Here is an 18,692-nt window from a genome sequence, read left to right on the forward strand (position 1 = left end):
CGGAGGGTGGGAGATGCGACCCGTGACCGTCCTGTTGTAGGGGGCAGTCGGGAGCGCGACGAGGTGTGAACGGACCGAGCGCACAAGCTCAGCCGTTCACGGCCGAGAAGGCGACAGGGTGTACATGACGTAGGAATCGCGTGACCCGTGCGACTCCGGTGCCGATTCCGGGTCGACCGGGCGACTGCGGCCATCTCGGATATACTCGGGAAATTGATGGATATCCAGGAGGTCCGCTCATGACCAAGACGCTGATCGACATCGACGAGGAACTGCTGGCCGAGGCGGCCATAGCGTTCGGAACCAAGACCAAGAAGGACACCGTCAACGCTGCGCTCAAGGAAGGCGTCGAGCGCAAGAAGCGTGCGCTCGCCCTGGCCCGGCTTGCGGCGCGGGCCGACGCCGGCGACTTCGACACCTTGCTGGACAAGGAGAACTACCGTCGATGAGTGCAGCCGCCTACCTCATCGATACCAGCGCTCTGGTCCGCATCCTGAAGCGGCCGGCCCGAGTGCGCTGGGAGAAGCCTCTGGAGGAGGGACTGATCGCCCGCTGCCCGCTTACCGAGGTCGAGTTCCTCTACAGCGCCAGGAACGCGGAAGACCGGGCGGATCTGGTCCAGGATCTGGATGCGTTGTTCGGCTGGACGCCCTTGGACGACCGTGCGGTGACGCGCGCTTGGGACGTGCAACGGGAACTCACGGACAAGGGCAAGCACCGTTCCGCGGGCGCGGTGGACCTGCTCGTCGCCGCGACCGCCGAACTCCAGAGCCTGACCGTGCTGCACTACGACAACGACTTCGAGACCATCGCCTCGGTCACCGGGCAGCCGACCCAGTGGCTCGCGCCCCCGGGCGAGCTCTGAGTTCCGGCACCTGATCCGCCGTCGGATGGGGCGTGCCCACACCGGCGTGCCAGGCGATGCGGGCGGCATGGACCCGGGTCTCCACGCCGAGCTTGGCGCAGATGCGACGGAGGTGGCCCTTGACGGTGTCGGGGCTCAGGCTGAGGGTGCCCGCGATGTCCCGGTTGGACAGGCCGTCGCCGACGAGTACCAGGACGTCCCGCTCGCGCGGCGTGAGGGCGGACGGCAGCGCCTCGGCCGCGGCCCGTTCTCTGTTCGGTTCGGTGGGCCGTGCATACGCGCTCCTGATGACCTCCGTCAGCCCGGGATCCAGCGCCAGGCTGCCCTGCGCGGCAGCGGTGACCGCCCACGGCAGGTGCCGCGCGGCCGTACCGCGCCGCAGGATGCCGACCGCCCCCTGACGCAGCAGCTGCCGAGTGCCATGGCCGGTGAGCTGCTCGGCCAGCACGACACAGGCGGTTCTGCTCGGTCGCCGTGGTCTGGCGGACCTCGGTCCGAGTCCGCCGGGTTCTCCCAGGTCGTATCTGTCCCCGCCGAGTCCTCGTCGGTCGCGCCCCTGCCGGCCGCTCCCCTCCCGGTCGTGCAACTGGCCGTCAGGTCCGGGCCCGTCGGATCCGACGAACCGCAGCAGCGTGTGCAGTGCCTCGCTCTCCGCTGAGTGGCTGATCACCAGGACGTCGGGCCGTGAGTAGCGCACGATGTCGGCCAGGGTGCCGGGCGCCCCCTCGGCGACGACTCCCAGTTGTTCCACCCCCTCCAGTGCCGTACGGACCGCTATGCGCGCGGGGAGCATAGGGGCCACCAATGCGACACGTATCACTATATCCCCCATTAAGTCAGGCAATTGGGGCTGGTGATCGTGACGGACGGGCTGTGGTCAGCAGTGTCGGTCTTCCAGCCTTCAATTATCGTGCGAAGCCTCACACTTGGGGCGCGCGTGGTCAAGCGCTTACTGCCTGTACCGGTGCTCTCTGCTTCTGTCAACTACCCGGTCGGGTTGACGTGTTGGAGGGCACCCCGCAAAGGGGGGTACGGCAGGGACGGGTGGTGCGTCAGGGTTGCCGCTGACGAACCGACACACAAAGGGGGAACGATGAGAATCAAGACCGCCCTCGCGGCGACAATGATCCTGGGCGCGAGCCTGTTCACCACGCAGGGAGTGGCCAATGCGGCCCTGAGTGACTGCAACTCCAACAACATGTGCATGTGGGGCAACAACGACTTCCGGTGGATGATCGGCGAGCGCGGCGCCGGCTCCGGATCCTGGTCGAACCTGGGCGGTGACCGGAACGACGAGATGGACTCGTGGGCCAACCGCTCCGCCAGCCACACCGGTTGCATGGCCGAACACTCCAACGGCTCCGGCGACCGGCAGACCATGCACCGCAACGACACCGACGACAACGTCGCCCCGTGGAACAGCGACGAGATCTCCTCCTGGCGCACGAGGAACGGATGCTGAGTTGACCACAGCCGCTGGCTCACCACTTGCCCCGCTCGTCCGGACGAGCGGGGCGTGCAAGGCGTACCGCTCCGCGGCCGAGACCGTATGGGCCGCGCGAGACGTGGACTTCACCGCCCGGGTGGGGGAGTTCGTGTGCGTGTACGGCGCCAGCGGCTCCGGCAAGTCGACCCTGCTGAACCTGCTGGCCGGGCTGGATCTCGCCGACTCCGGCGAGATCCAGGTCGGCAGCGTCGACGTGGGCACGGCCGACGAGGCGCAGCGCGCGGAGTTGCGGCTGCGCACCGTCGGGGTCGTGTTCCAGGAGCACAACCTGATCGAGGAGTTCACCGCCGTCGAGAACGTCGCGCTGCCCCTGGAGGCACGCGGCGTCCCCGTTGCCGAAGCCCGTGAGCAGGCGCTGGAGCAACTGTCCCGCGTGGGCCTCGCAGACCTGGAGGAGCGGCTGCCGTGGCAGCTCTCCGGCGGCCAGCGGCAGCGGGTGGGCGTGGCACGTGCGCTCACCGGACAGCGCGCCGTCCTACTCGCGGACGAGCCGACCGGTGCGCTGGACTCGGCCGCGACACAGGAGTTGTTCGAACTGATCCGCAAGCTGTGCGACGACGGCGTACTGGCCGTGGTCTGCTCGCACGACCCGCGCTGCCGCGACTTCGCCGACACCGTCTACGAGGTCATCGACGGCCGCCTGGAATCCCGCTCGTGAACGCCACGGAGAAGACGAGGACGGCACCGGCGCCACCGGAGCCGAACCGTATGACGTACGCGGGTCAGCTCCGCCTGGCCCTCCGACTCGCCCGGCGGCTGGCACGCTCGCGGACGCTGGCCCGCTCGGTGGCGATCGTGTTCGTCGCCGCGCTGCTGGTGATGGCGATGTTCGTCACCCTGCGGACGCTGTCGCTCTCGGGCGAACAGGTCGCCGACCGCGACCTGGGCCGCTTCGGCGCGAAGGTCGGCTACGGCAGCGGGGTGACCCTGCTGCCCGGGGACGACACGTTCGTCGCCGACCTGGAGGCCAGGGCGCGCGAGACCGGCGTCAAGGGCGCCGAGATCGTGCTCAGCGCCACCGACGTACAGCTGAACACCACACCGGCCCGCAACGTGACCGCCGTGGAGACCGACTGGACGGCCCGCCCGTACCCCGAGCGATACGAGCTGCTGTCGGGACGATGGCCGAGCCGCCCCGGCGAGGTGGCCGTGACCGAGCCCGAGGACGTGCGGACCCCGGTGGGCGAGACGCTCACCGTGCTGGGCGACGTACGGCTCAAGGTCGTCGGCACCGTCGACGACCGGACCGCCGACACGACGAACCTGCTGCTCGGGCCGGGTACCTGGGCCGGCCTGGACCCCGCCCTGAGTGATGGATTCCCGGTGCTGAACGCCCAGATGGACCTGATGTGGTCCGGGGACCGCCAGGAGGAGGTCCTCGACGCGTTCACCGCGGCGGCGCGCACCTGGGCAGCAGGCCAGGGTGAGGACGCCCAGGGCAGTGCCGGGGGCAGCACGGACATCGGACGGGACGCCGTTTCCGCCACCCTTGCCACCCGGGACGATCTCTCGCGGCACCCTCAGAAGACGTGGATCGAAAAGACTCCGGCCGGTTACACCGTTCCCTCGCTCCTGGTGCCCGCGGCCGCGGTCCTGCTGGTGTTCGGGCTGAACGACCGCCGCTTCCGGCGCACGACGACCTCCCTGGTGTCCGTCGGCGTCTCCCGCAGGACAGCCGCCGCAGCTCCGGCCCTGGCCGCCCTGGCCTGGTCACTGGGCGCGGCGGCCTGTGGAGCACTGGCCGGTACCGCCGTGGGCATCGGTGCTCGCCAACTCGTCTCCCATCTGCGCGAGCGACCCGCGGGCCCGCTCGACGACCTTGCCACGCCCGCGCTGCGCCTGCTCGTGGTGGTCCTGCTGACCAGCCTGGCCGCCGGAGCGTCGCTCGCCCGCGCCCGGCGGGACGCAACCGCAGGGCCGCAACGCGAGAGCGAGGCCGCCACGGACGAGTCCACTGCGTCCTCTCGTGCCACCCGCCTGGCCCGCGACGCCCGGCATCTGCTGGCCGTCGCCGCGTGGTGTGCCGTGGTCGTGTACGCCACCCGGGTCGACTCGCCCGCCCAGGCCATGGTCCTGACCGGCATCGTGATCGCCGCGGTGCTGCTGGTCGTCCCCGAGGTCTTCGGCGCCGTACTGCGGGTGCTCCCGGAGGGTGGGCCGCGCCGCCGCCTGATACGCCGCCAGCTGGCCGCCGACCGGCGCAGGGCCTGCGCCGCCCTGGCCGTCCTCACGGTGCTGTTCGGCGCCTCACTGGGCTACCTCACCCTCCTCGACACCCTGATCCGCACAGCCGAGAAGCAGTCGTATCCCGCCGTCCTGCCCGGGCAGGTCCTGCTGGCCGGCACCGAGAGCGACACCTTTCCGCCGAGTGAGGCCCTGCTGCGCCCGGTCGACGCGTCCCGCGCGGTCGACGGTCTGCCCCGCACGCAGGTGCGCTACCTCATGGACGGCGACGCCGACAAACCACGGATGGCGAGCTGGGAAGGCGACGACGGCAGCCTGCTCGCGGCGGACACTCCCGAGCAGATCGAAAAGCTGCTCGACCTCCGGCTCAACGGCACCCAGACCTCAGTACTGCGCGACGGCGGCCTGCTCCTCTGGGCGGACACCCTCGACGCCCCCACCGGCACGAACGCGCCCGCCCGTCTCGTCGTCCGCGAGGGCGACAAGGTCCTGGGCCGCACGGCCGAAGTGCCCACGACCACGGCCGACCCCGATCCGGCCGCGTGGCGGGCAGGCTCCGGCGGCATCATGCTGCGCTCCACCGCCGACGCGCTCCAGCTCCCGATCCAGACCAACGGCCCACTCATGGTCACCGGCGTCTCCGCGGACCAGGCCCACGCCGTGCAGCAGGCCGTCATCAACGCAGGCATGGACGCGGGCGCCGTCCTGATCCATGTGAAACCGGACGACCCGGTGCCTCCCGCGGCACTGCTGGCCACGGCCGCGGGCCTGGTGACCCTGGCCCTCTTCGCCATCCTGGCCGCCACCCGCAGCCAGACGCGCATCCTGCGCCGCTACGTGGCCCGCCTGATCGCCGTCGGCATCCCCCCGCGTTGGGCCCGCCACGTCCTGCTCTGCCAGCACGGTGCTCTTATCGCGGCGAGCACCGTCCTCGGCCTGGTGATCGCCCTGATCCCGAGCGTGGTCCTCGCCACGCGGATCAACGGCTTCGTCCTGAGCGTCCCGTGGTGGCAACTGGCCGTCCTCGCCGTGTCCCTCTATCTGGCCGCGTTCCTCGCCGCGCTCCACTCCGCCCACAAGCTCAGCGTCACGGAGGCGGGACGGGGCTGAAACGGCCGCACGGCGCCACGCGGCCCCACCATCACCCGCGCCCCCTCTCAAGACCTGGGGCGCGGCACCCCCCTCAAGCGCCGCGCCCCATCCCCCCGTTCCCCCTGTTTCCCCCTACTCGGTGGACATCGGAGGCAGCTCCCCCGAGCGAGCTGCCTGCGCATACCAGTGGGCGCTCGACTTGGGCGTACGAGCCAGGGTCGAGTAGTCGACGTACACCGCGCCGAAGCGCTTGCCGTAGCCGTAGGCCCATTCGAAGTTGTCCATCAGGGACCAGAGGTAGTAGCCGCGGACGTCCGCGCCGTCGGTGATCGCGCGGCGGACGGCCGAGAGGTGGCCGTGCAGGTAGGCGATCCGCTCGGGGTCGTGGACGCGGCCTTCCGGGTCCGGCTTGTCGTCGTAGGCGGCGCCGTTCTCCGTGACGTACAGGGGGAGTCCGGGGGCCAGGTTCGTGTAGCGCATGATCAGCTCGTGGAGGCCGGTCGGGTCGATCGACCAGCCCATCTCCGTGCGCTCACCCGGCGTCTGATGGAACATCACATCGTCCGCGTCCGGCCAGGGGGAGTACGAGCTGGCGCCGTGGCCGTCCGCGCGCGGGCCGGAGGGGGCGGACTCGGCGGCCGAAACCAGCGTCGGGGTGTAGTAGTTGAGGCCCAGGGCGTCCAGTGGCTGGTTGATCAGCTCGAGGTCGCCGTCGAGGACGTACGACCAGTCCGTGACCGAGGACGTCGCCTCGAACAACGTCTCCGGGTACACGCCGTTCAGTATCGGGCCGTGGAAGACGCCGTTCGCCAGGTCGTCGATCCGCTGCCCGGCCGCCAGGTCCGCCGGGTCCTGCGAAACCGTCCTGACCACCGAGGAGTTGAGGCTCACCGCGATCGTGTTGCGGGCGGGCATCGCGGAGCGCAGGGCCGAAGTGCCGAGGCCGTGCGCCAGGTTGAGGTGATGGGCCGCCTTCAGCGAGGCCGCCGCGTCCGTACGGCCCGGAGCGTGCACCCCGGACCCGTACCCCAGAAAGGCGCTGCACCACGGCTCGTTGAGGGTGATCCACTGCTCGACGCGGTCGCCGAGCGCCTCGCCGACGATCTGCGCGTACTCCGCGAACCGCAGCGCCGTGTCGCGCTCCGGCCAGCCGCCCGCGTCCTCCAGCTCCTGCGGCAGATCCCAGTGGTAGAGGGTGAGGGCCGGCTTGATGCCGTGCGCGAGCAGCTCGTCCACCAGGCGGCGGTAGAAGTCGAGGCCGCGCTGGATGGCGGGGCCGCGGCCCGTGGGCTGCACCCGCGACCAGGACACCGAGAAGCGGTACGCGGTCAGGCCCAGCTCCGCCATGAGGGCCACGTCGTCGCGGTAGCGGTGGTAGTGGTCGACAGCGATGTCACCGTGTTCGCCGCCGGCCGTCTTGCCCGGCGTATGACTGAAGGTGTCCCAGATCGAGGGCGTACGGCCGTCCTCCCGCACCGCCCCTTCGATCTGGTACGCGGAGGTCGCGGCTCCCCAGAGGAAGGCGGGGGGAAAGGTCACAGGCTCAGGCATGGAAGCGCTCCCATATGGGGTCGTGGAGGCCGAGGGGTAAGTGGGGGAGATGAGCGGGGCCGGGGCGGCGATGACCCGGCCCCGTCGGGCGGAGGCGCGGCGGGTCAGCCCTTGACCGCGCCTTGCATGATGCCGCCCACGATCTGCTTGCCGAACAGGAGAAAGGCGATGAGCAGTGGCAACGTGCCGAGCAGCGCGCCTGCCATGATCACCGACTGGTCGGGGACGTAGCCGGTACCGAGGGCGTTGAGCGCGACCTGCACGGTCGGGTTCTCCTGGTTGAGGGCGATGATCGGCCACAGGAAGTCGTTCCAGGCGAACACGAAGGTCAGCAGGCCGAGCACGGCCATCGCGGGCCGCGCCGCGGGGAAGACCACATGCCACACGATCCGCAGACTGCTCGCGCCGTCCACGCGCGCCGCCTCGATCAGCTCGGTGGGCAGCGCCTGCACCAGGTACTGCCGCATGAAGAACGTGCCGAAGGCGGTGACCAGCGTCGGCAGGATGACGGTCTGCAGCTGGTTGGACCAGCCGAGGTCGGCCATCCACAGGTACAGCGGTACGACGGCGAGCTGCGGCGGGATCATCATCGTGCCGATGGTCAGCAGCAGCAGGGTGCTGGAGAACTTGAACCGCAGCTTGGCGAAGGCGAAACCGGCCAGCGTGGAGAACAGGACCGTGCCGACGGTGATGGTGGTCGCGACCAGCGTGGTGTTGAACATCGCGGTGCCGAGAGAGGCCTCCTCCCACGCACGCTCGAGGTTCTTGAACAGATTCCCGCCGAACCACAGCGGCGGCGGCGTCTGTGCGAGCCGCTGGTCGGTGCGCGAGGCCGCGATCGCCGTCCACACCAGCGGCGCCAGCGAGACGAGAGCGAAGAGGGTCAGGACCGCATAGCTGAGCGGGCCCGCGTGCAGCTGCTTGCCCGCGCCGAGCATCCGGGGGCGCCGGGAGCCCCGGTCGCCCTTCGCCTTCGCCCCCTTCTCTTGCTCCTTCTCCTGAGTGAGGGGCACTTCGCTGGTGGTCATTGGGACTTCCTCAGGCGTCGGGAGACCAGCAGATTGATCACGGCGATGAGCAGCAGGATCAGGAACATCGACCAGGCGATCGCGGACGCCTTGCCGAGGTTGCCGACGATCCAGCCCTGGTCGTACATGTACAGGCCGAGCGTCTGGTACTGGTGGTCGGAGCCGCCCTTCGAGCCGCTGACCCCGCCGAACAACAGGGGCTCACCGAAGAGCTGCGTCGCGCCGATCGTGGAGACGACCACCGTGAACAGGATCGTCGGCCGCAGCTGCGGGACCGTCACATGGATGAACTGCTGCCAGCGGTTCGCGCCGTCGAGGGACGCCGACTCGTACAGGTCGGCGGGGATCGCCTGCATCGCCGCGAGGTAGATCAGCGCGTTGTAGCCGGTCCACCGCCAGATCACGATCGTGGAGACGGCGAACTTCGAACCCCAGTCGGACTCACGCCAGTTGATGGGGTCGATCCCGACGAAGTCGAGCAGCCAGTTGATCATGCCGCCGTCCCAGGAGTACAGCAGCACGAACACCAGCGTGGCCGCCGCCACCGAGGTGGCGTACGGGGTGAGCATGACCACCCGCCACACGGTCGAGCCGCGCAGCTTGTAGTTGAGCAGGTGTGCGAGCCCGATCGCCATGATCAGCTGCGGCACGGTCGAGATCACGCCGATGAGGAGCGTGACCCACAGGGAGTTCCAGAAGAAGTCGGAGGACAACAGGTTCTGGTAGTTGTCCAGGCCCGCCCAGGTCTGGTTGTCCAGGTCGGACAGCTGCACGTTGTGCAGCGAGTACCAGGCCGTGTACAGCAGCGGGACGAGCGAGAAGGCCCCGAAGAAGATGAAGAAGGGGGAGATGAACGCGTACGGCGACGCCTTCATGTCCCAGCGGTACAGCCGGCTGCGCCAGGAGCTGGGGCCTGGGGGCGGCGTACCGCGACCTTGAGCGTCCCGGGCCGCGCCCGGCTGTTCGCCGGGCGCGGCGTCGGCGCTCGGCGCGGATTGCGCGAGAGCCTGCTTGGAGCTTGTCACTGGCCGAGCACGTCCTTGATCTCCTCGGTGGCCGCGTCCCAGCCCTCCTCGGGCGACTTGCCCTTCTGCTCGACCTGCAGGATGCCGATGTCGGTGAGCGCGGTGTTGATCGGCTGGTCCTTGACGCCGAAGATCTGCGTCGGGATGGTCTTCGCCGAGTCGGAGAAGATCTGCGTGATCGGCGCGTCCGAGAAGTACGTCGTGGTCGCGTCCGCCGGCTTCAGGGTCGAGTACGCCGACGGGGTCGACGGGAAGCTGGCCTGCTTGGCGAAGACCTTCGCCTGCTGCTCGGGCGCGGTCAGCCACTTCGCCAGCTTGATGGCCTCCTTCTGGTTCTTGCTGGCCGTCGGGACGCCGATGAAGGCACCGCCCCAGTTGGCCGCGGTCGGCGCCGCCGCCACGTCCCACTTGCCCTCGCCGGAGGCACCGGACTTCTCCTGGATGTAGCCGATCATCCACGCCGGGCAGGCCACCGTCGCGAAGGTGCCGTTGGCGTAGGCCTGATCCCACGGCTTGTCGAACTGCTTCAGCTTCGCCGACATGTCGCTCGTCGCCACCTCCATGGCGACGTCCCAGGCGTTCTTCACACCCGCGGACTTGTCCCAGACGACGTCGCCGCCCTCGTCGTAGTACCGCTCGCTCTCACCGTTGAGGACCGCGTTGTAGACGGAGGACGCGGAGTCCACGTACTTGGTGCCGCTGGGCGCGTTCTTCATGTACTCCTTGCCGAGGTCGACGTACTTGCCCCAGTCGCCCTTCCACTGCTCGGCGAGCTTGGTGCGGTCGGTCTCCAGGCCGGCCTTCTGGAACAGGTCCTTGCGGTAGCAGACCGCCATGGGGCCGATGTCGGTGCCGAGCCCGATCAGCTTGCCGTCCTCGGTGGTGGCCTGTGCGTTCTTCCAGTCCAGCCACTGGGACTTGTCGACTTCCTTGCCGAGGTCGACGAACTTGTCGCCCTGCGTCTGCACGGCCTCGGCGACGTTGCCGATCTCGATCGCCTGGATGTCGTCGGTACCGGAACCGGCTTGCAGACGGGTGAGGGTCTTGGGCCAGTACACGTCGGTGCGGGTGGTGACGTTCTCCTTGATGGTGATGTCCGGGTTCAGCTTCATGTACTCGTCGTAGAGACCGGCCTGCTTGTAGCCGAAGACACCGAAGGTGCCGACGGTCAGCGTGGTCTTGCCGCTGCCGTCGCTGCCACCGTCCGAGTTCGACGAGCCGTCGCCGGAGTCCTCTGCACAGCCGGCCAGCAGCCCGGCGCCCAGCGACGCCACGGCCGCGAGGACTACCACCTTGCGGCGGCCGGTTCGGGTACGTGCGCGCATTGTCGTCCTCCTGTTGCCCTGACGTGCCGACCCCCCGGCCAACTCTCTTGCTGGGCCCGTGTGTTCTGACTTGCGGCTCGGGCGGGGAACGTGCGGGATGTGTATGTGCCAGGTACTGTGGGAGCGCTCCCACAAGTGATGTGTTGAAGGTTCGCCCCTCGATGCGGGGGTGTCAAGGGACCGGACAGCGAGATATGTCTTCAGTTATCGGGCCGTTAGCTAACGGCCGGGGAGTGATCAAGTCCGGTACGGGCGTCGGTAGATGAGCGCCGGAAGCCGCGTACGGACCGACACTGTTAGATTCCAGGCCACACGCGGTGCGAGCCGTGTCGGACGGGAGGCAGGGGATGGTAGTCCACGGAGCGCGGGGCCGCAGCGGCAGGCGGCCGACCCTCGAGGAGGTCGCCGCGCGCGCCGGAGTGGGCCGCGGCACGGTCTCCCGCGTGATCAACGGCTCCCCGCGGGTCAGCGACGCCACCCGCGCGGCCGTCGAGGCAGCGGTCGCGGAGCTCGGTTACGTCCCGAACACGGCGGCCCGCGCTCTCGCCGCCAACCGCACCGACGCCATCGCCCTCGTCGTCCCCGAGCCCGAGACCCGCTTCTTCGCGGAGCCGTACTTCTCGGACATGCTCCGTGGCGTGGGCGCGGCCCTCTCGGACACCGAGATGCAGCTCCTGCTGATCTTCGCGGGCAGTGACCGGGAGCGGCGCAGGCTGGCCCAGTACCTGGCGGCGCACCGGGTGGACGGCGTCCTGCTCGTCTCGGTCCACGCGGACGACCCGCTGCCGGACCTGCTGTCCCAGCTGGAGATCCCAGCGGTGATCAGCGGCCGCAGATCCGCGGACGAGACGCTGCCCTCCGTCGACTCGGACAACTACGGCGGTGGCCGGGCCGCGGCGGAGCACCTGCTCGACCGGGGCTGCCGCACCATAGCCCACATCGCGGGCCGCCTCGATGTGTACGGTGCCCAGCGCCGCGTCGACGGCTACCGCGACGCGCTGCGCGACGCGGGCCGGGAAGTCGACGAGGGACTGATCCTCACGGGTGACTTCACGGAGGCGGGCGGCCGCCGCGCGATGACGGAACTGCTCACCCGCCGCCCCACCTTGGACGCGGTCTTCGCCGGCTCCGACGTCATGGCGGCCGGCGCCCGCCAGATCCTGCGCGAGGCCGGCCGCCGCACACCCGACGACGTGGCCCTCGTCGGCTACGACGACTCCGCCATCGCCCGCCACATGGACCCGCCCCTCACCAGCGTCCGCCAGCCGATCGAGGATATGGGCCGCGCGATGATCGACCTCCTGCAGGACGAGATCGCGGACCGCCGGCCGGCGGTCTCGCGAGGCCTGGACAAGCGGCAGTTGGTACTTCCCGCGACGTTGGTGGAGCGCGACTCGTCGTGAGGGGCGGCGCTCCCGCGGTGTTCCCGTGCGGTTCCCGTGGTTCGGGAATGATGAAGGCCCGGCCTGTCTGTGCAGGTCGGGCCTTCATCGTTGAGGGTGAGTGAGGGGACTTGAACCAGTTTTTGACCCCAATGTGACCTGCGGCGATGCCTAGAGCCCGGATATTCGGGTGCCTGACGACCCGTGCCTTGATGGGGAGGGGGTCACCTCCATTGCCGCAGGGGTGGAGGCCGAAGTGCACCAGGCGACGACGCGGCATGCGCGAATAGTGGTGGATCGATGTGGGAGCTGTTCCAGCGGGAACAGTGCCGCCTGCTCTGGCACCGCCGCAGGCGGCGGCCGACTGGCCCCGAACTCGATCAAGCCGGGGCCAGAGCCCACAACGCTAGCTTGTCGCGCCAGTTGTTGTGGTTGTGGTCGTAGTGGTTGTTGTCGTGACTGTTGAGGCTTCTTGCTTCTCTGCCTCTTCTGCTGCTTCGGGGGCAGGCTCTTCGCTTTCGGTGGGGGGTGCTTCGGTTTCCTCGGTTGTGGGGGCTTCGGCCTCTTCTGTGCCTGCCTCTTCTGCTGCTTCGGGGGCAGGCTCTTCGGCTTCGGTGGGGGGTGCTTCGGTTTCCTCGGTTGTGGGGGCTTCGGCCTCTTCTGTGCCTGCCTCTTCTGCTGCTTCGGGGGCAGGCTCTTCGCTTTCGGTGGGGGGTGCTTCGGCTTCCTCGGCTGCGGTTGTCGTGGTTGTTGTCGTGGTTGTCCTAGTTATCGTGGTTGTGGTTGTGTCCTTGGGGACCTCTACCTCTGTCCCTTCGACTGCAGCGGGCTCCTGCTCGATGTCGCTCACGTGTTCACGTCCTTCCCGTACTGGCAAGTGGGAAGAGGTTTGGGCATTGCCTGGCTGGATGCCATCACGATGCGGAACTCAGTACCCATAATGTCACTAATCGGAATATTTGGTGCTCTTCAGCCTATGTCTTTGAGGCCATCAAGCCTTTTCCAACTCGGCTGATAGCGAAGTGAGTTGGGGATGGGGGCGTGTGCGGGAAGTGGTGAAGCTCCTGGTAGATGGGTTGCCGACCAAGACCAACTTGTCCGGAGCTTCGTGCGGTTGTCTACCCATCAGATTTGATCATGGAGTCGGGAGCGTGGCCACGCCCCACTCCGCCCGACGAACGGGCCCTCGCCCGCCGCCGCGAAGTGGGCGAGCAGATCCGCCGCGTACGCGAGCACCACAACCTGATCCAGCTGGAGGTACGCAGCCGGTCCGGAGTCGACGTCGCCACGTACAGCCGGATCGAGCAGGGGCATGCCAGCCCGCTGCTCGACACGCTGATCCGCATCGCCGACGCCATGGCGTGCACCTCCGCGACCTCGTGGGGTGACCCGCCGCCGACTCCCGGGGGAACGGATGCCAGCGGTGGGCCGTGGCCGCCCCGCTGAGCAACGAGGATGGGGCGGCCGTCGTCCCGATGCCGGTGGTGGAGACCGGCACCGGGCGTCTCGCGGCTACGTCCGGCTCGTCTTGCTGTAGGGGGCCAGTGGTCCGCGTGGCGTTTCTCGTGCCCGGCCGGCCAGGTGCAGTGGACGCCCGTACGGGGATGCCGGGCCCAGCAGTACCCGGCCAGCCCTCGGGGCCCCGAGGGGGCGAGCCCGCTCGGCCTGCTGTTCTTCGCCGTCTGCAGCTCCGTCATGCTTCGACCTCCGAGGCCAGCCGGAAGCGTCCGAATACGACGAGCTGGGCAACCGCGTCGGGGGCGCACAGCTCGCCGACCGAGGGCATCGGCACCGACCAGTACGGGTGCCACGCCTCCGGGTTGTACGTCGTCAGGTCGGTCCGGGGTACGCCGAGATAGGTGAAACGCCGCGCGTTCATCTCCGTGACCGCCGCCGCGCTCGTCGCCGGACCGATGGCACCCCAGCACGTCGACCCCGCCCTGATCGACTACTTCCAGCAGCAGTTGGAGGGCCACTAGACGAAAACAGCCGCTGACCCGTTCTCGCGGGTCAGCGGCTGATCATCAAGGGTGAGTGACGGGACTTGAACCCGCGGCATCCTGGACCACAACCAGGTGCTCTACCAGCTGAGCTACACCCACCATGACCGGCGATCATCCGCGTGGACTTCCCGACCGGCCGAGAAAAAGTGTACAGGGTCCCGAGGGGTGCTCGCGCCCGCGTTTACAAGGGGGCTACTCCGCTGGGAGGACGTGCTTCGCGGCGATCGTGCGGGCCGTGTCCGAGTCCGGGCCAGGGGGCGGGACGAAGATCGCCTCGCGGTAGTAGCGGAGTTCGGCGATGGATTCGCGGATGTCCGCGAGAGCGCGGTGGTTGCCGTTCTTCTCCGGGCTGTTGAAGTACGCCCGGGGGTACCAGCGGCGGGCCAGCTCCTTGACGGAGGAGACGTCGACGATCCGGTAGTGGAGGTACTCCTCCAGGGTCGGCATGTCCCGCAGCAGGAAACCGCGGTCCGTGCTCACCGAGTTGCCGCACAGCGGGGCCTTGCCCGGCTCCTTGACGTGCTCCCGTACGTACGCCATGACCTGCTCCTCGGCGTCCGCCAGTGTCGTACCGGCGGCCAGCTCGGAGAGGAGACCGGAGGCGGTGTGCATGGCGCGCACCACCTCCGGCATGGTCTCCAGCGCCGTGTCGGGCGGGCGGATCACGATGTCCACCCCTTCGCCGAGCACGTTCAGCTCAGAGTCGGTGACCAGTGCGGCCACCTCGATGAGCGCGTCGTCGGACAGCGAGAGGCCGGTCATCTCGCAGTCGATCCACACCATGCGATCGTTCATATGTCTTACCCTATGCCCCCGCCATGCCCGGGGGCAGGCGCGGGACCAGGGAAGCTACCGGGCGGGGCGGGCGGCCGGCACGTGTTCATTGGTCGTGAGCCTCCAGAGCGCTACAGCCGGTGTCGAGAGCACGACCGTGCTCGACCCTCCTTCTTCGGGCACTCCGCGCGGTCGCACTCTCGACACCGGCGCGCTCCTCCGGCCCACGAGGGACCGGGCCGCGCCCCCACCCCACTACGGCCTTACGTCCTTACGGCGCGCTCCGCTGCCCGGGCAGGCTCGGCCGCCCATGGGCGTACATCTCGGCGCCGCTCTTGCCCGGCTCCGTGGACAGGGACGCCGACGGGCCCACGGCGTGCGCGGCGGCCGTGCGGCGGGTCTGCGGGGGGACCGAGGCGGACTCCTGCGGGGGTGGTGGCGGTGGCGGTCCCTCCGGGTCCGAGGGCTTGTCGGACTGCGGGCGCCGGGCGCGGTAGGCGGCCCGGTACGCGGCCGGGGACGAGCCGAGCTGCCGGCGGAAGTGGCCGCGCAGGGCCACCGGGGAGCGGAAGCCGCAGCGGCCCGCCACCTCGTCCACCGAGTAGTCGGACGTCTCGAGCAGCCGCTGCGCCTGGAGCACCCGCTGTGTGATCAGCCACTGCAGGGGAGCGCTCCCGGTGAGCGAGCGGAACCGGCGGTCGAACGTACGACGGCTCATGTACGCGCGTGCCGCCAGCGTCTCCACGTCGAACTGCTCGTGGAGATGCTCCAGCGCCCAGGCGACGACCTCCGCGAGCGGGTCGGCGCCGATCTCCTCTGGTAAAGACCTGTCGAGGTAGCGCTCCTGACCGCCGCTGCGCCGGGGCGGGACCACCAGACGGCGGGCGAGCGCTCCGGCTGCTTCGTTTCCGTGGTCCGTCCGCACGATGTGCAGACAGAGGTCGATGCCCGCCGCCGTACCCGCCGATGTCAGCACGTCGCCGTCGTCCACGAACAGTTCGCGGGGATCGACGTGGACGGACGGATAGCGCTTGGCCAGCGTCGGCGCGTACATCCAGTGGGTGGTCGCCGGACGCCCGTCCAGCAGCCCTGCCGCCGCGAGTACGAAGGCGCCGGTGCACAGCCCGACTATGCGGGCGCCCTCCTCGTGCGCCCGGCGCAGTGCGTCGAGCGCCTCCTCCGGCGGCGGGGAGGTGATCGACCGCCAGGCAGGCACGACGACCGTGCCTGCCCTGGATATCGCCTCCAGCCCCTGGGGCGCGGTGAGTTCGAGTCCCCCGGTGGTCCGCAGGGGCCCTTCCTCCCCCGCGCAGACAAGCAGCCTGTAGCGCGGTACGCCGGCGTCCTGGCGGTCGATCCCGAACACCGACAGTGGAATGGAACTCTCGAAGATGGGGCCGCCGCTGAACAGCAGCACCGCGACGATCTCCTTGCGGCGTCGCCCGGAAAGTTTCCGGGCCGCGGCTTCCGGCGCGGCAGTGGAGTCGTGGCTCATACTGCTAAGCCCCCCTCGGTGGTCGCGGCTCCTCGGTTGTGTCGCTCCTGCACGTTTCCCCTCGGTCCTGCACGAGTCCCCCGCCGTAAGACAGCATGATCGAATCTACTGTGTCCTGTGGTGCCTACGTGACCAGTTCAGCACTCGGCACATTGTCGACATGGCAACTTGGCGTGAAGCATTCGATCACGAAGCGTTGCACTCGTGGGCCGTACAGGGAAGTGCGCCTCGGCTCCGTGGCCGGTCCCCGTAGGGTGTGAGCCCCCTTGGTGCCCCTTTCCGTGCAGGTCGAACGAGGGGTGGAGACCCCTTCGGCCAACAAATGCGCGGGAGTCAGAAGTTGGCTGAAAAGCATCGGGCGCGTGAGCGGAAACCGGTCAGTCGACCGGCGTGTTTTCTGCCGCTCCCCGACTCCCTCTGTGCGCTCCTGTACCGCCCCTGATGCGCCGTCGGCGACTTGCTGTCCGTTTCTCGGTCACGGGGCCCGCCGCGTACCGCTCGGACCGCCTCAACAGGGCCCGGCACGCCGCCGTCACCGCGGCCAGGCCGAGGGCGGTGCCGGCCGCGCCCGCCAGGGAGGTGCCGTACCCGACGAGGACCACGGGGACCAGTACGCAGCTGAAGGCCGCCCAGCGCACCACATCGTTCACGGAGTCGCCGACGGAGTCCCGCGCGGCGGGCTTCCCGGAGGAGGGCTGGGGTGCGGGCACGGTGGGCCTCCCTGGACGGTGGCTTGGGCCTCCCTGGAGCGGTGGCTCACGGGAGTTCAACGCCTGTTCGACCGGCCGGTCACGGAATCCGCCCCGCGGGCGGGAGTCCGACCGCCACCGAGCCCGCCGAAAAGCGACCGAGCGGCGGAGGCAAATCGAGCAACTGCCGCCCCACGCCTGTCGGAACCCTGTGCAAACAGCCTGTACGGGGCAGCAACCATTGCGTTGCGGGCGCCCTCTCGTGCATGCTCCGGGGAACCCTCCCGCGGCCGTCGCGGGATCTGGGCAGAGGAGGCGTGCCGCCGTACCCTTGGGGGTATGGGGTTGGGAAGATGATTCCCGGACACAGCTCCGTAGCACCTGTCGTCCCACCCATGAGGATCCAAACGCCGAGACAGCCATGGCCGGTCAAGAATTCTTCGATCCCGCGGACCGCAAGCGCCCCGTCGTCGATCCCACGGCGTCCGGGCCCTTCGCGGCGGAAGAGACACGTCAGTCCTGTGACCCTGCTTTCAAGCATGGCGTCGTCGTCGGCTTCGACGGCTCGACGTCCAGCGAGCGCGCCCTCGCCTATGCGATCGGAATGGCACACCGCTCCGGCTCCGGCCTGATCATCGTGCACGTCGCCAACCGGCTGCCGACCACGGTGTGGGCGGGCTGTGAACCCCCGGTCTTCGTCGACGTCCCGGACCACCGCACCGAGGTGCTCGGGCTCGAGCTCGCCTGCGCCGACTATCTCGCCGAGGTGCCCTGGATCCTCGTCGAGCGCGGCGGCGACATCTGCCACGAACTCGAAGAGGTCGGGCGGGAGTACGAGGCGGACGCGATCGTCGTCGGCTCCACGCACGGCATCGTCGGGCGGATCTTCGGCTCGGTCGCGGGACGGCTCGCGAAGCGGGCGCAGCGCCCGGTCATTGTCATCCCGTGACGCGTCCCCTTGTTCCCTGTTGTCCCAGGTGAGGCGCGGCGCGGCGAGGTTTCGGGCTGCTTCTGACGCGGCATAAACCTACTCGCGCGTAGAGGTGTTTGTGTCCTTGTGAAGGGTACAAACCGGTCGTCGGACCGACATGGTCCCGGCAAAGGGCATCGCGCAAGCGCACCTGTATGAAAGGAGCCCCGCCGTGAACAACGACGTCACTGCGGGAAGCACCATCACCACCCTCGGTCATCTCGCTCTCGGCATCACCCTGCTGTTCTTCGGCCTCGGTCACACCGAAGTGATCGACGGCGTGACGGCGGCCGACGCCGTGGGCCTCGCCACCTACGTAGGCGGCATCGCGCTCTTCATCGCGGGTCTGTTCGCGTTCCGCGACCGTGACATCGTCACCGGCACGGCCTTCGCGGGGTTCGGGGCCCTGTGGTTCGCCTGGGGCGCGATGGCGGGCGGCTGGGGAGTCACCGCTGGTAGCGCGCTGTCGGACAACGCCGCAGGGCTCTTCTTCCTGCTGTTCGCTCTCGTCGCGCTGAGCCTGACCCTCGGGGCGACGGCCCGCGGGCCGCTCGCACAGGGCGCCTACGGGCTGTTCTTCGTCGCGCTTCTGCTTCTCGCCATCTCGAGCTTCGCGGACAACGAAGCGCTCGGCAAGGTCGGCGGCTGGTTCGCCGTGGTGGGCGGCGCCGTGGCCTGGTACGCCGCGACGGCGTTCCTGGCCCACTGGCCCACCGCACTCCCCCGACGCGCTGCCGGCCGGAGGATGACGGCTCCCGGCTGAGGCAGCCACGAGCCGAGGTAATGGGCGACCTCGGCTCCC

The 18,692-nt window shown here is 69.3% G+C and carries 19 protein-coding genes, 1 tRNA gene and 1 pseudogene; 10 read left to right on the forward strand and 11 right to left on the reverse strand.

Annotation, left to right across the window (positions count from 1 at the left end):
• Window positions 1–239: 239 nt before the first annotated feature.
• Both ACYVO6_RS04955 and ACYVO6_RS04960 read left to right on the forward strand, forming a co-directional pair.
• On the forward strand, window positions 240–449 hold the full coding sequence (locus ACYVO6_RS04955) for a type II toxin-antitoxin system VapB family antitoxin (protein WP_393411740.1): 210 nt from the start codon (window positions 240–242) through the stop codon (window positions 447–449).
• Window positions 446–865 (forward strand): PIN domain-containing protein, encoded by a 420-nt coding sequence (locus ACYVO6_RS04960; RefSeq protein WP_461057626.1) that lies wholly within the window; start codon window positions 446–448, stop codon window positions 863–865. The genes ACYVO6_RS04955 and ACYVO6_RS04960 overlap by 4 nt, the downstream gene beginning before the upstream one ends.
• On the opposite strand, the gene ACYVO6_RS04965 is transcribed toward ACYVO6_RS04960, so the two are convergent.
• On the reverse strand, window positions 819–1,658 hold the full coding sequence (locus ACYVO6_RS04965) for a LuxR C-terminal-related transcriptional regulator (RefSeq protein WP_461057628.1): 840 nt from the start codon (window positions 1,656–1,658) through the stop codon (window positions 819–821). The genes ACYVO6_RS04960 and ACYVO6_RS04965 overlap by 47 nt on opposite strands.
• 300 nt (window positions 1,659–1,958) lie before the next feature.
• Here ACYVO6_RS04965 and ACYVO6_RS04970 point away from each other — a divergent pair, with 300 nt between their 5' ends.
• The 3 genes from ACYVO6_RS04970 to ACYVO6_RS04980 are packed head-to-tail and all read left to right on the forward strand — an operon-like array spanning window position 1,959 to window position 5,666.
• Window positions 1,959–2,327, forward strand: coding sequence for a peptidase inhibitor family I36 protein (locus tag ACYVO6_RS04970; protein WP_461057630.1), 369 nt, complete (start codon window positions 1,959–1,961; stop codon window positions 2,325–2,327).
• A gap of 1 nt (window position 2,328) precedes the next feature.
• On the forward strand, window positions 2,329–3,030 hold the full coding sequence (locus ACYVO6_RS04975) for an ABC transporter ATP-binding protein (RefSeq protein WP_461057633.1): 702 nt from the start codon (window positions 2,329–2,331) through the stop codon (window positions 3,028–3,030).
• Complete coding sequence (locus tag ACYVO6_RS04980) at window positions 3,027–5,666, forward strand: hypothetical protein (protein ID WP_461057635.1); 2,640 nt, start codon at window positions 3,027–3,029, stop codon at window positions 5,664–5,666. Before ACYVO6_RS04975 ends, ACYVO6_RS04980 begins: the two co-directional genes overlap by 4 nt.
• A 114-nt stretch (window positions 5,667–5,780) precedes the next feature.
• Here ACYVO6_RS04980 and ACYVO6_RS04985 read toward each other — a convergent pair whose 3' ends face one another.
• The 4 genes from ACYVO6_RS04985 to ACYVO6_RS05000 form a co-directional block, all read right to left on the reverse strand.
• Complete coding sequence (locus ACYVO6_RS04985; protein WP_461057637.1) at window positions 5,781–7,199, reverse strand: GH1 family beta-glucosidase; 1,419 nt, start codon at window positions 7,197–7,199, stop codon at window positions 5,781–5,783.
• Window positions 7,200–7,303: 104 nt separating this feature from the next.
• The gene (locus tag ACYVO6_RS04990; protein WP_461058213.1) at window positions 7,304–8,137 is read right to left on the reverse strand and encodes a carbohydrate ABC transporter permease; all 834 of its coding nucleotides are present in this window, start codon (window positions 8,135–8,137) and stop codon (window positions 7,304–7,306) included.
• An 86-nt stretch (window positions 8,138–8,223) separates the two neighbouring features.
• The gene (locus ACYVO6_RS04995; protein WP_461057639.1) at window positions 8,224–9,252 is read right to left on the reverse strand and encodes a carbohydrate ABC transporter permease; all 1,029 of its coding nucleotides are present in this window, start codon (window positions 9,250–9,252) and stop codon (window positions 8,224–8,226) included.
• Window positions 9,249–10,577, reverse strand: a complete 1,329-nt coding sequence (locus ACYVO6_RS05000; RefSeq protein WP_461057641.1) for an ABC transporter substrate-binding protein — start codon at window positions 10,575–10,577, stop codon at window positions 9,249–9,251. The genes ACYVO6_RS04995 and ACYVO6_RS05000 overlap by 4 nt, the downstream gene beginning before the upstream one ends.
• 347 nt (window positions 10,578–10,924) lie before the next feature.
• Between ACYVO6_RS05000 and ACYVO6_RS05005 the strand changes: the two genes are divergently transcribed.
• Complete coding sequence (locus ACYVO6_RS05005; protein ID WP_461057643.1) at window positions 10,925–11,980, forward strand: LacI family DNA-binding transcriptional regulator; 1,056 nt, start codon at window positions 10,925–10,927, stop codon at window positions 11,978–11,980.
• A 385-nt stretch (window positions 11,981–12,365) separates the two neighbouring features.
• Here ACYVO6_RS05005 and ACYVO6_RS05010 read toward each other — a convergent pair whose 3' ends face one another.
• A complete protein-coding gene (locus tag ACYVO6_RS05010) occupies window positions 12,366–12,809 on the reverse strand; it encodes a hypothetical protein (protein WP_461057645.1) in 444 nt (147 codons plus the stop codon).
• 287 nt (window positions 12,810–13,096) lie between these two features.
• Here ACYVO6_RS05010 and ACYVO6_RS05015 point away from each other — a divergent pair, with 287 nt between their 5' ends.
• The gene (locus tag ACYVO6_RS05015; protein WP_461057647.1) at window positions 13,097–13,405 is read left to right on the forward strand and encodes a helix-turn-helix domain-containing protein; all 309 of its coding nucleotides are present in this window, start codon (window positions 13,097–13,099) and stop codon (window positions 13,403–13,405) included.
• Between the two features lie 247 nt (window positions 13,406–13,652).
• On the opposite strand, the gene ACYVO6_RS05020 is transcribed toward ACYVO6_RS05015, so the two are convergent.
• Window positions 13,653–13,838 (reverse strand): hypothetical protein, encoded by a 186-nt coding sequence (locus ACYVO6_RS05020; RefSeq protein WP_461057649.1) that lies wholly within the window; start codon window positions 13,836–13,838, stop codon window positions 13,653–13,655.
• Here ACYVO6_RS05020 and ACYVO6_RS05025 point away from each other — a divergent pair.
• Window positions 13,819–13,935: pseudogene (locus ACYVO6_RS05025) on the forward strand (Twin-arginine translocation pathway signal); the annotation flags it as partial. The gene ACYVO6_RS05020 and the pseudogene ACYVO6_RS05025 sit on opposite strands and share 20 nt — an antisense overlap.
• A 53-nt stretch (window positions 13,936–13,988) precedes the next feature.
• Here the strand turns inward: ACYVO6_RS05025 and ACYVO6_RS05030 are convergent.
• The 4 genes from ACYVO6_RS05030 to ACYVO6_RS05045 form a co-directional block, all read right to left on the reverse strand.
• Window positions 13,989–14,061 (reverse strand) — tRNA-His (locus tag ACYVO6_RS05030).
• Between the two features lie 93 nt (window positions 14,062–14,154).
• Window positions 14,155–14,757 (reverse strand): oligoribonuclease, encoded by a 603-nt coding sequence (gene orn / locus ACYVO6_RS05035; protein WP_461057651.1) that lies wholly within the window; start codon window positions 14,755–14,757, stop codon window positions 14,155–14,157.
• Window positions 14,758–15,007: 250 nt separating this feature from the next.
• Window positions 15,008–16,231, reverse strand: coding sequence for a helix-turn-helix domain-containing protein (locus ACYVO6_RS05040; RefSeq protein WP_461057653.1), 1,224 nt, complete (start codon window positions 16,229–16,231; stop codon window positions 15,008–15,010).
• A 377-nt stretch (window positions 16,232–16,608) separates the two neighbouring features.
• Window positions 16,609–16,941: a hypothetical protein gene (locus ACYVO6_RS05045; protein WP_461057655.1), complete on the reverse strand. Its 333-nt coding sequence runs from the start codon at window positions 16,939–16,941 to the stop codon at window positions 16,609–16,611.
• Window positions 16,942–17,341: 400 nt separating this feature from the next.
• Here ACYVO6_RS05045 and ACYVO6_RS05050 point away from each other — a divergent pair, with 400 nt between their 5' ends.
• Together ACYVO6_RS05050 and ACYVO6_RS05055 are read left to right on the forward strand one after the other, a co-directional pair.
• Window positions 17,342–17,869, forward strand: coding sequence for a universal stress protein (locus ACYVO6_RS05050; RefSeq protein ID WP_461057657.1), 528 nt, complete (start codon window positions 17,342–17,344; stop codon window positions 17,867–17,869).
• Between the two features lie 193 nt (window positions 17,870–18,062).
• On the forward strand, window positions 18,063–18,653 hold the full coding sequence (locus tag ACYVO6_RS05055; RefSeq protein ID WP_461057659.1) for a GPR1/FUN34/YaaH family transporter: 591 nt from the start codon (window positions 18,063–18,065) through the stop codon (window positions 18,651–18,653).
• The last annotated feature ends 39 nt before the right edge of the window (window positions 18,654–18,692 follow it).

It is taken from the genome of Streptomyces pseudoechinosporeus, from assembly GCF_054783935.1.

Bases quoted from the DNA above. Each gene is read 5' to 3' on its own strand.
- ACYVO6_RS04955 (WP_393411740.1), top strand. From the start codon at position 240: ATGACCAAGACGCTGATCGACATCGACGAGGAACTGCTGGCCGAGGCG.
- ACYVO6_RS04960 (WP_461057626.1), top strand. From the start codon at position 446: ATGAGTGCAGCCGCCTACCTCATCGATACCAGCGCTCTGGTCCGCATC.
- ACYVO6_RS04965 (WP_461057628.1), bottom strand. From the start codon at position 1,658: ATGCTCCCCGCGCGCATAGCGGTCCGTACGGCACTGGAGGGGGTGGAA.
- ACYVO6_RS04970 (WP_461057630.1), top strand. From the start codon at position 1,959: ATGAGAATCAAGACCGCCCTCGCGGCGACAATGATCCTGGGCGCGAGC.
- ACYVO6_RS04985 (WP_461057637.1), bottom strand. From the start codon at position 7,199: ATGCCTGAGCCTGTGACCTTTCCCCCCGCCTTCCTCTGGGGAGCCGCG.
- ACYVO6_RS04990 (WP_461058213.1), bottom strand. From the start codon at position 8,137: ATGCTCGGCGCGGGCAAGCAGCTGCACGCGGGCCCGCTCAGCTATGCG.
- ACYVO6_RS05000 (WP_461057641.1), bottom strand. From the start codon at position 10,577: ATGCGCGCACGTACCCGAACCGGCCGCCGCAAGGTGGTAGTCCTCGCG.
- ACYVO6_RS05005 (WP_461057643.1), top strand. From the start codon at position 10,925: ATGGTAGTCCACGGAGCGCGGGGCCGCAGCGGCAGGCGGCCGACCCTC.
- ACYVO6_RS05015 (WP_461057647.1), top strand. From the start codon at position 13,097: ATGGAGTCGGGAGCGTGGCCACGCCCCACTCCGCCCGACGAACGGGCC.
- ACYVO6_RS05020 (WP_461057649.1), bottom strand. From the start codon at position 13,838: ATGAACGCGCGGCGTTTCACCTATCTCGGCGTACCCCGGACCGACCTG.
- orn (WP_461057651.1), bottom strand. From the start codon at position 14,757: ATGAACGATCGCATGGTGTGGATCGACTGCGAGATGACCGGCCTCTCG.
- ACYVO6_RS05040 (WP_461057653.1), bottom strand. From the start codon at position 16,231: ATGAGCCACGACTCCACTGCCGCGCCGGAAGCCGCGGCCCGGAAACTT.
- ACYVO6_RS05050 (WP_461057657.1), top strand. From the start codon at position 17,342: ATGGCCGGTCAAGAATTCTTCGATCCCGCGGACCGCAAGCGCCCCGTC.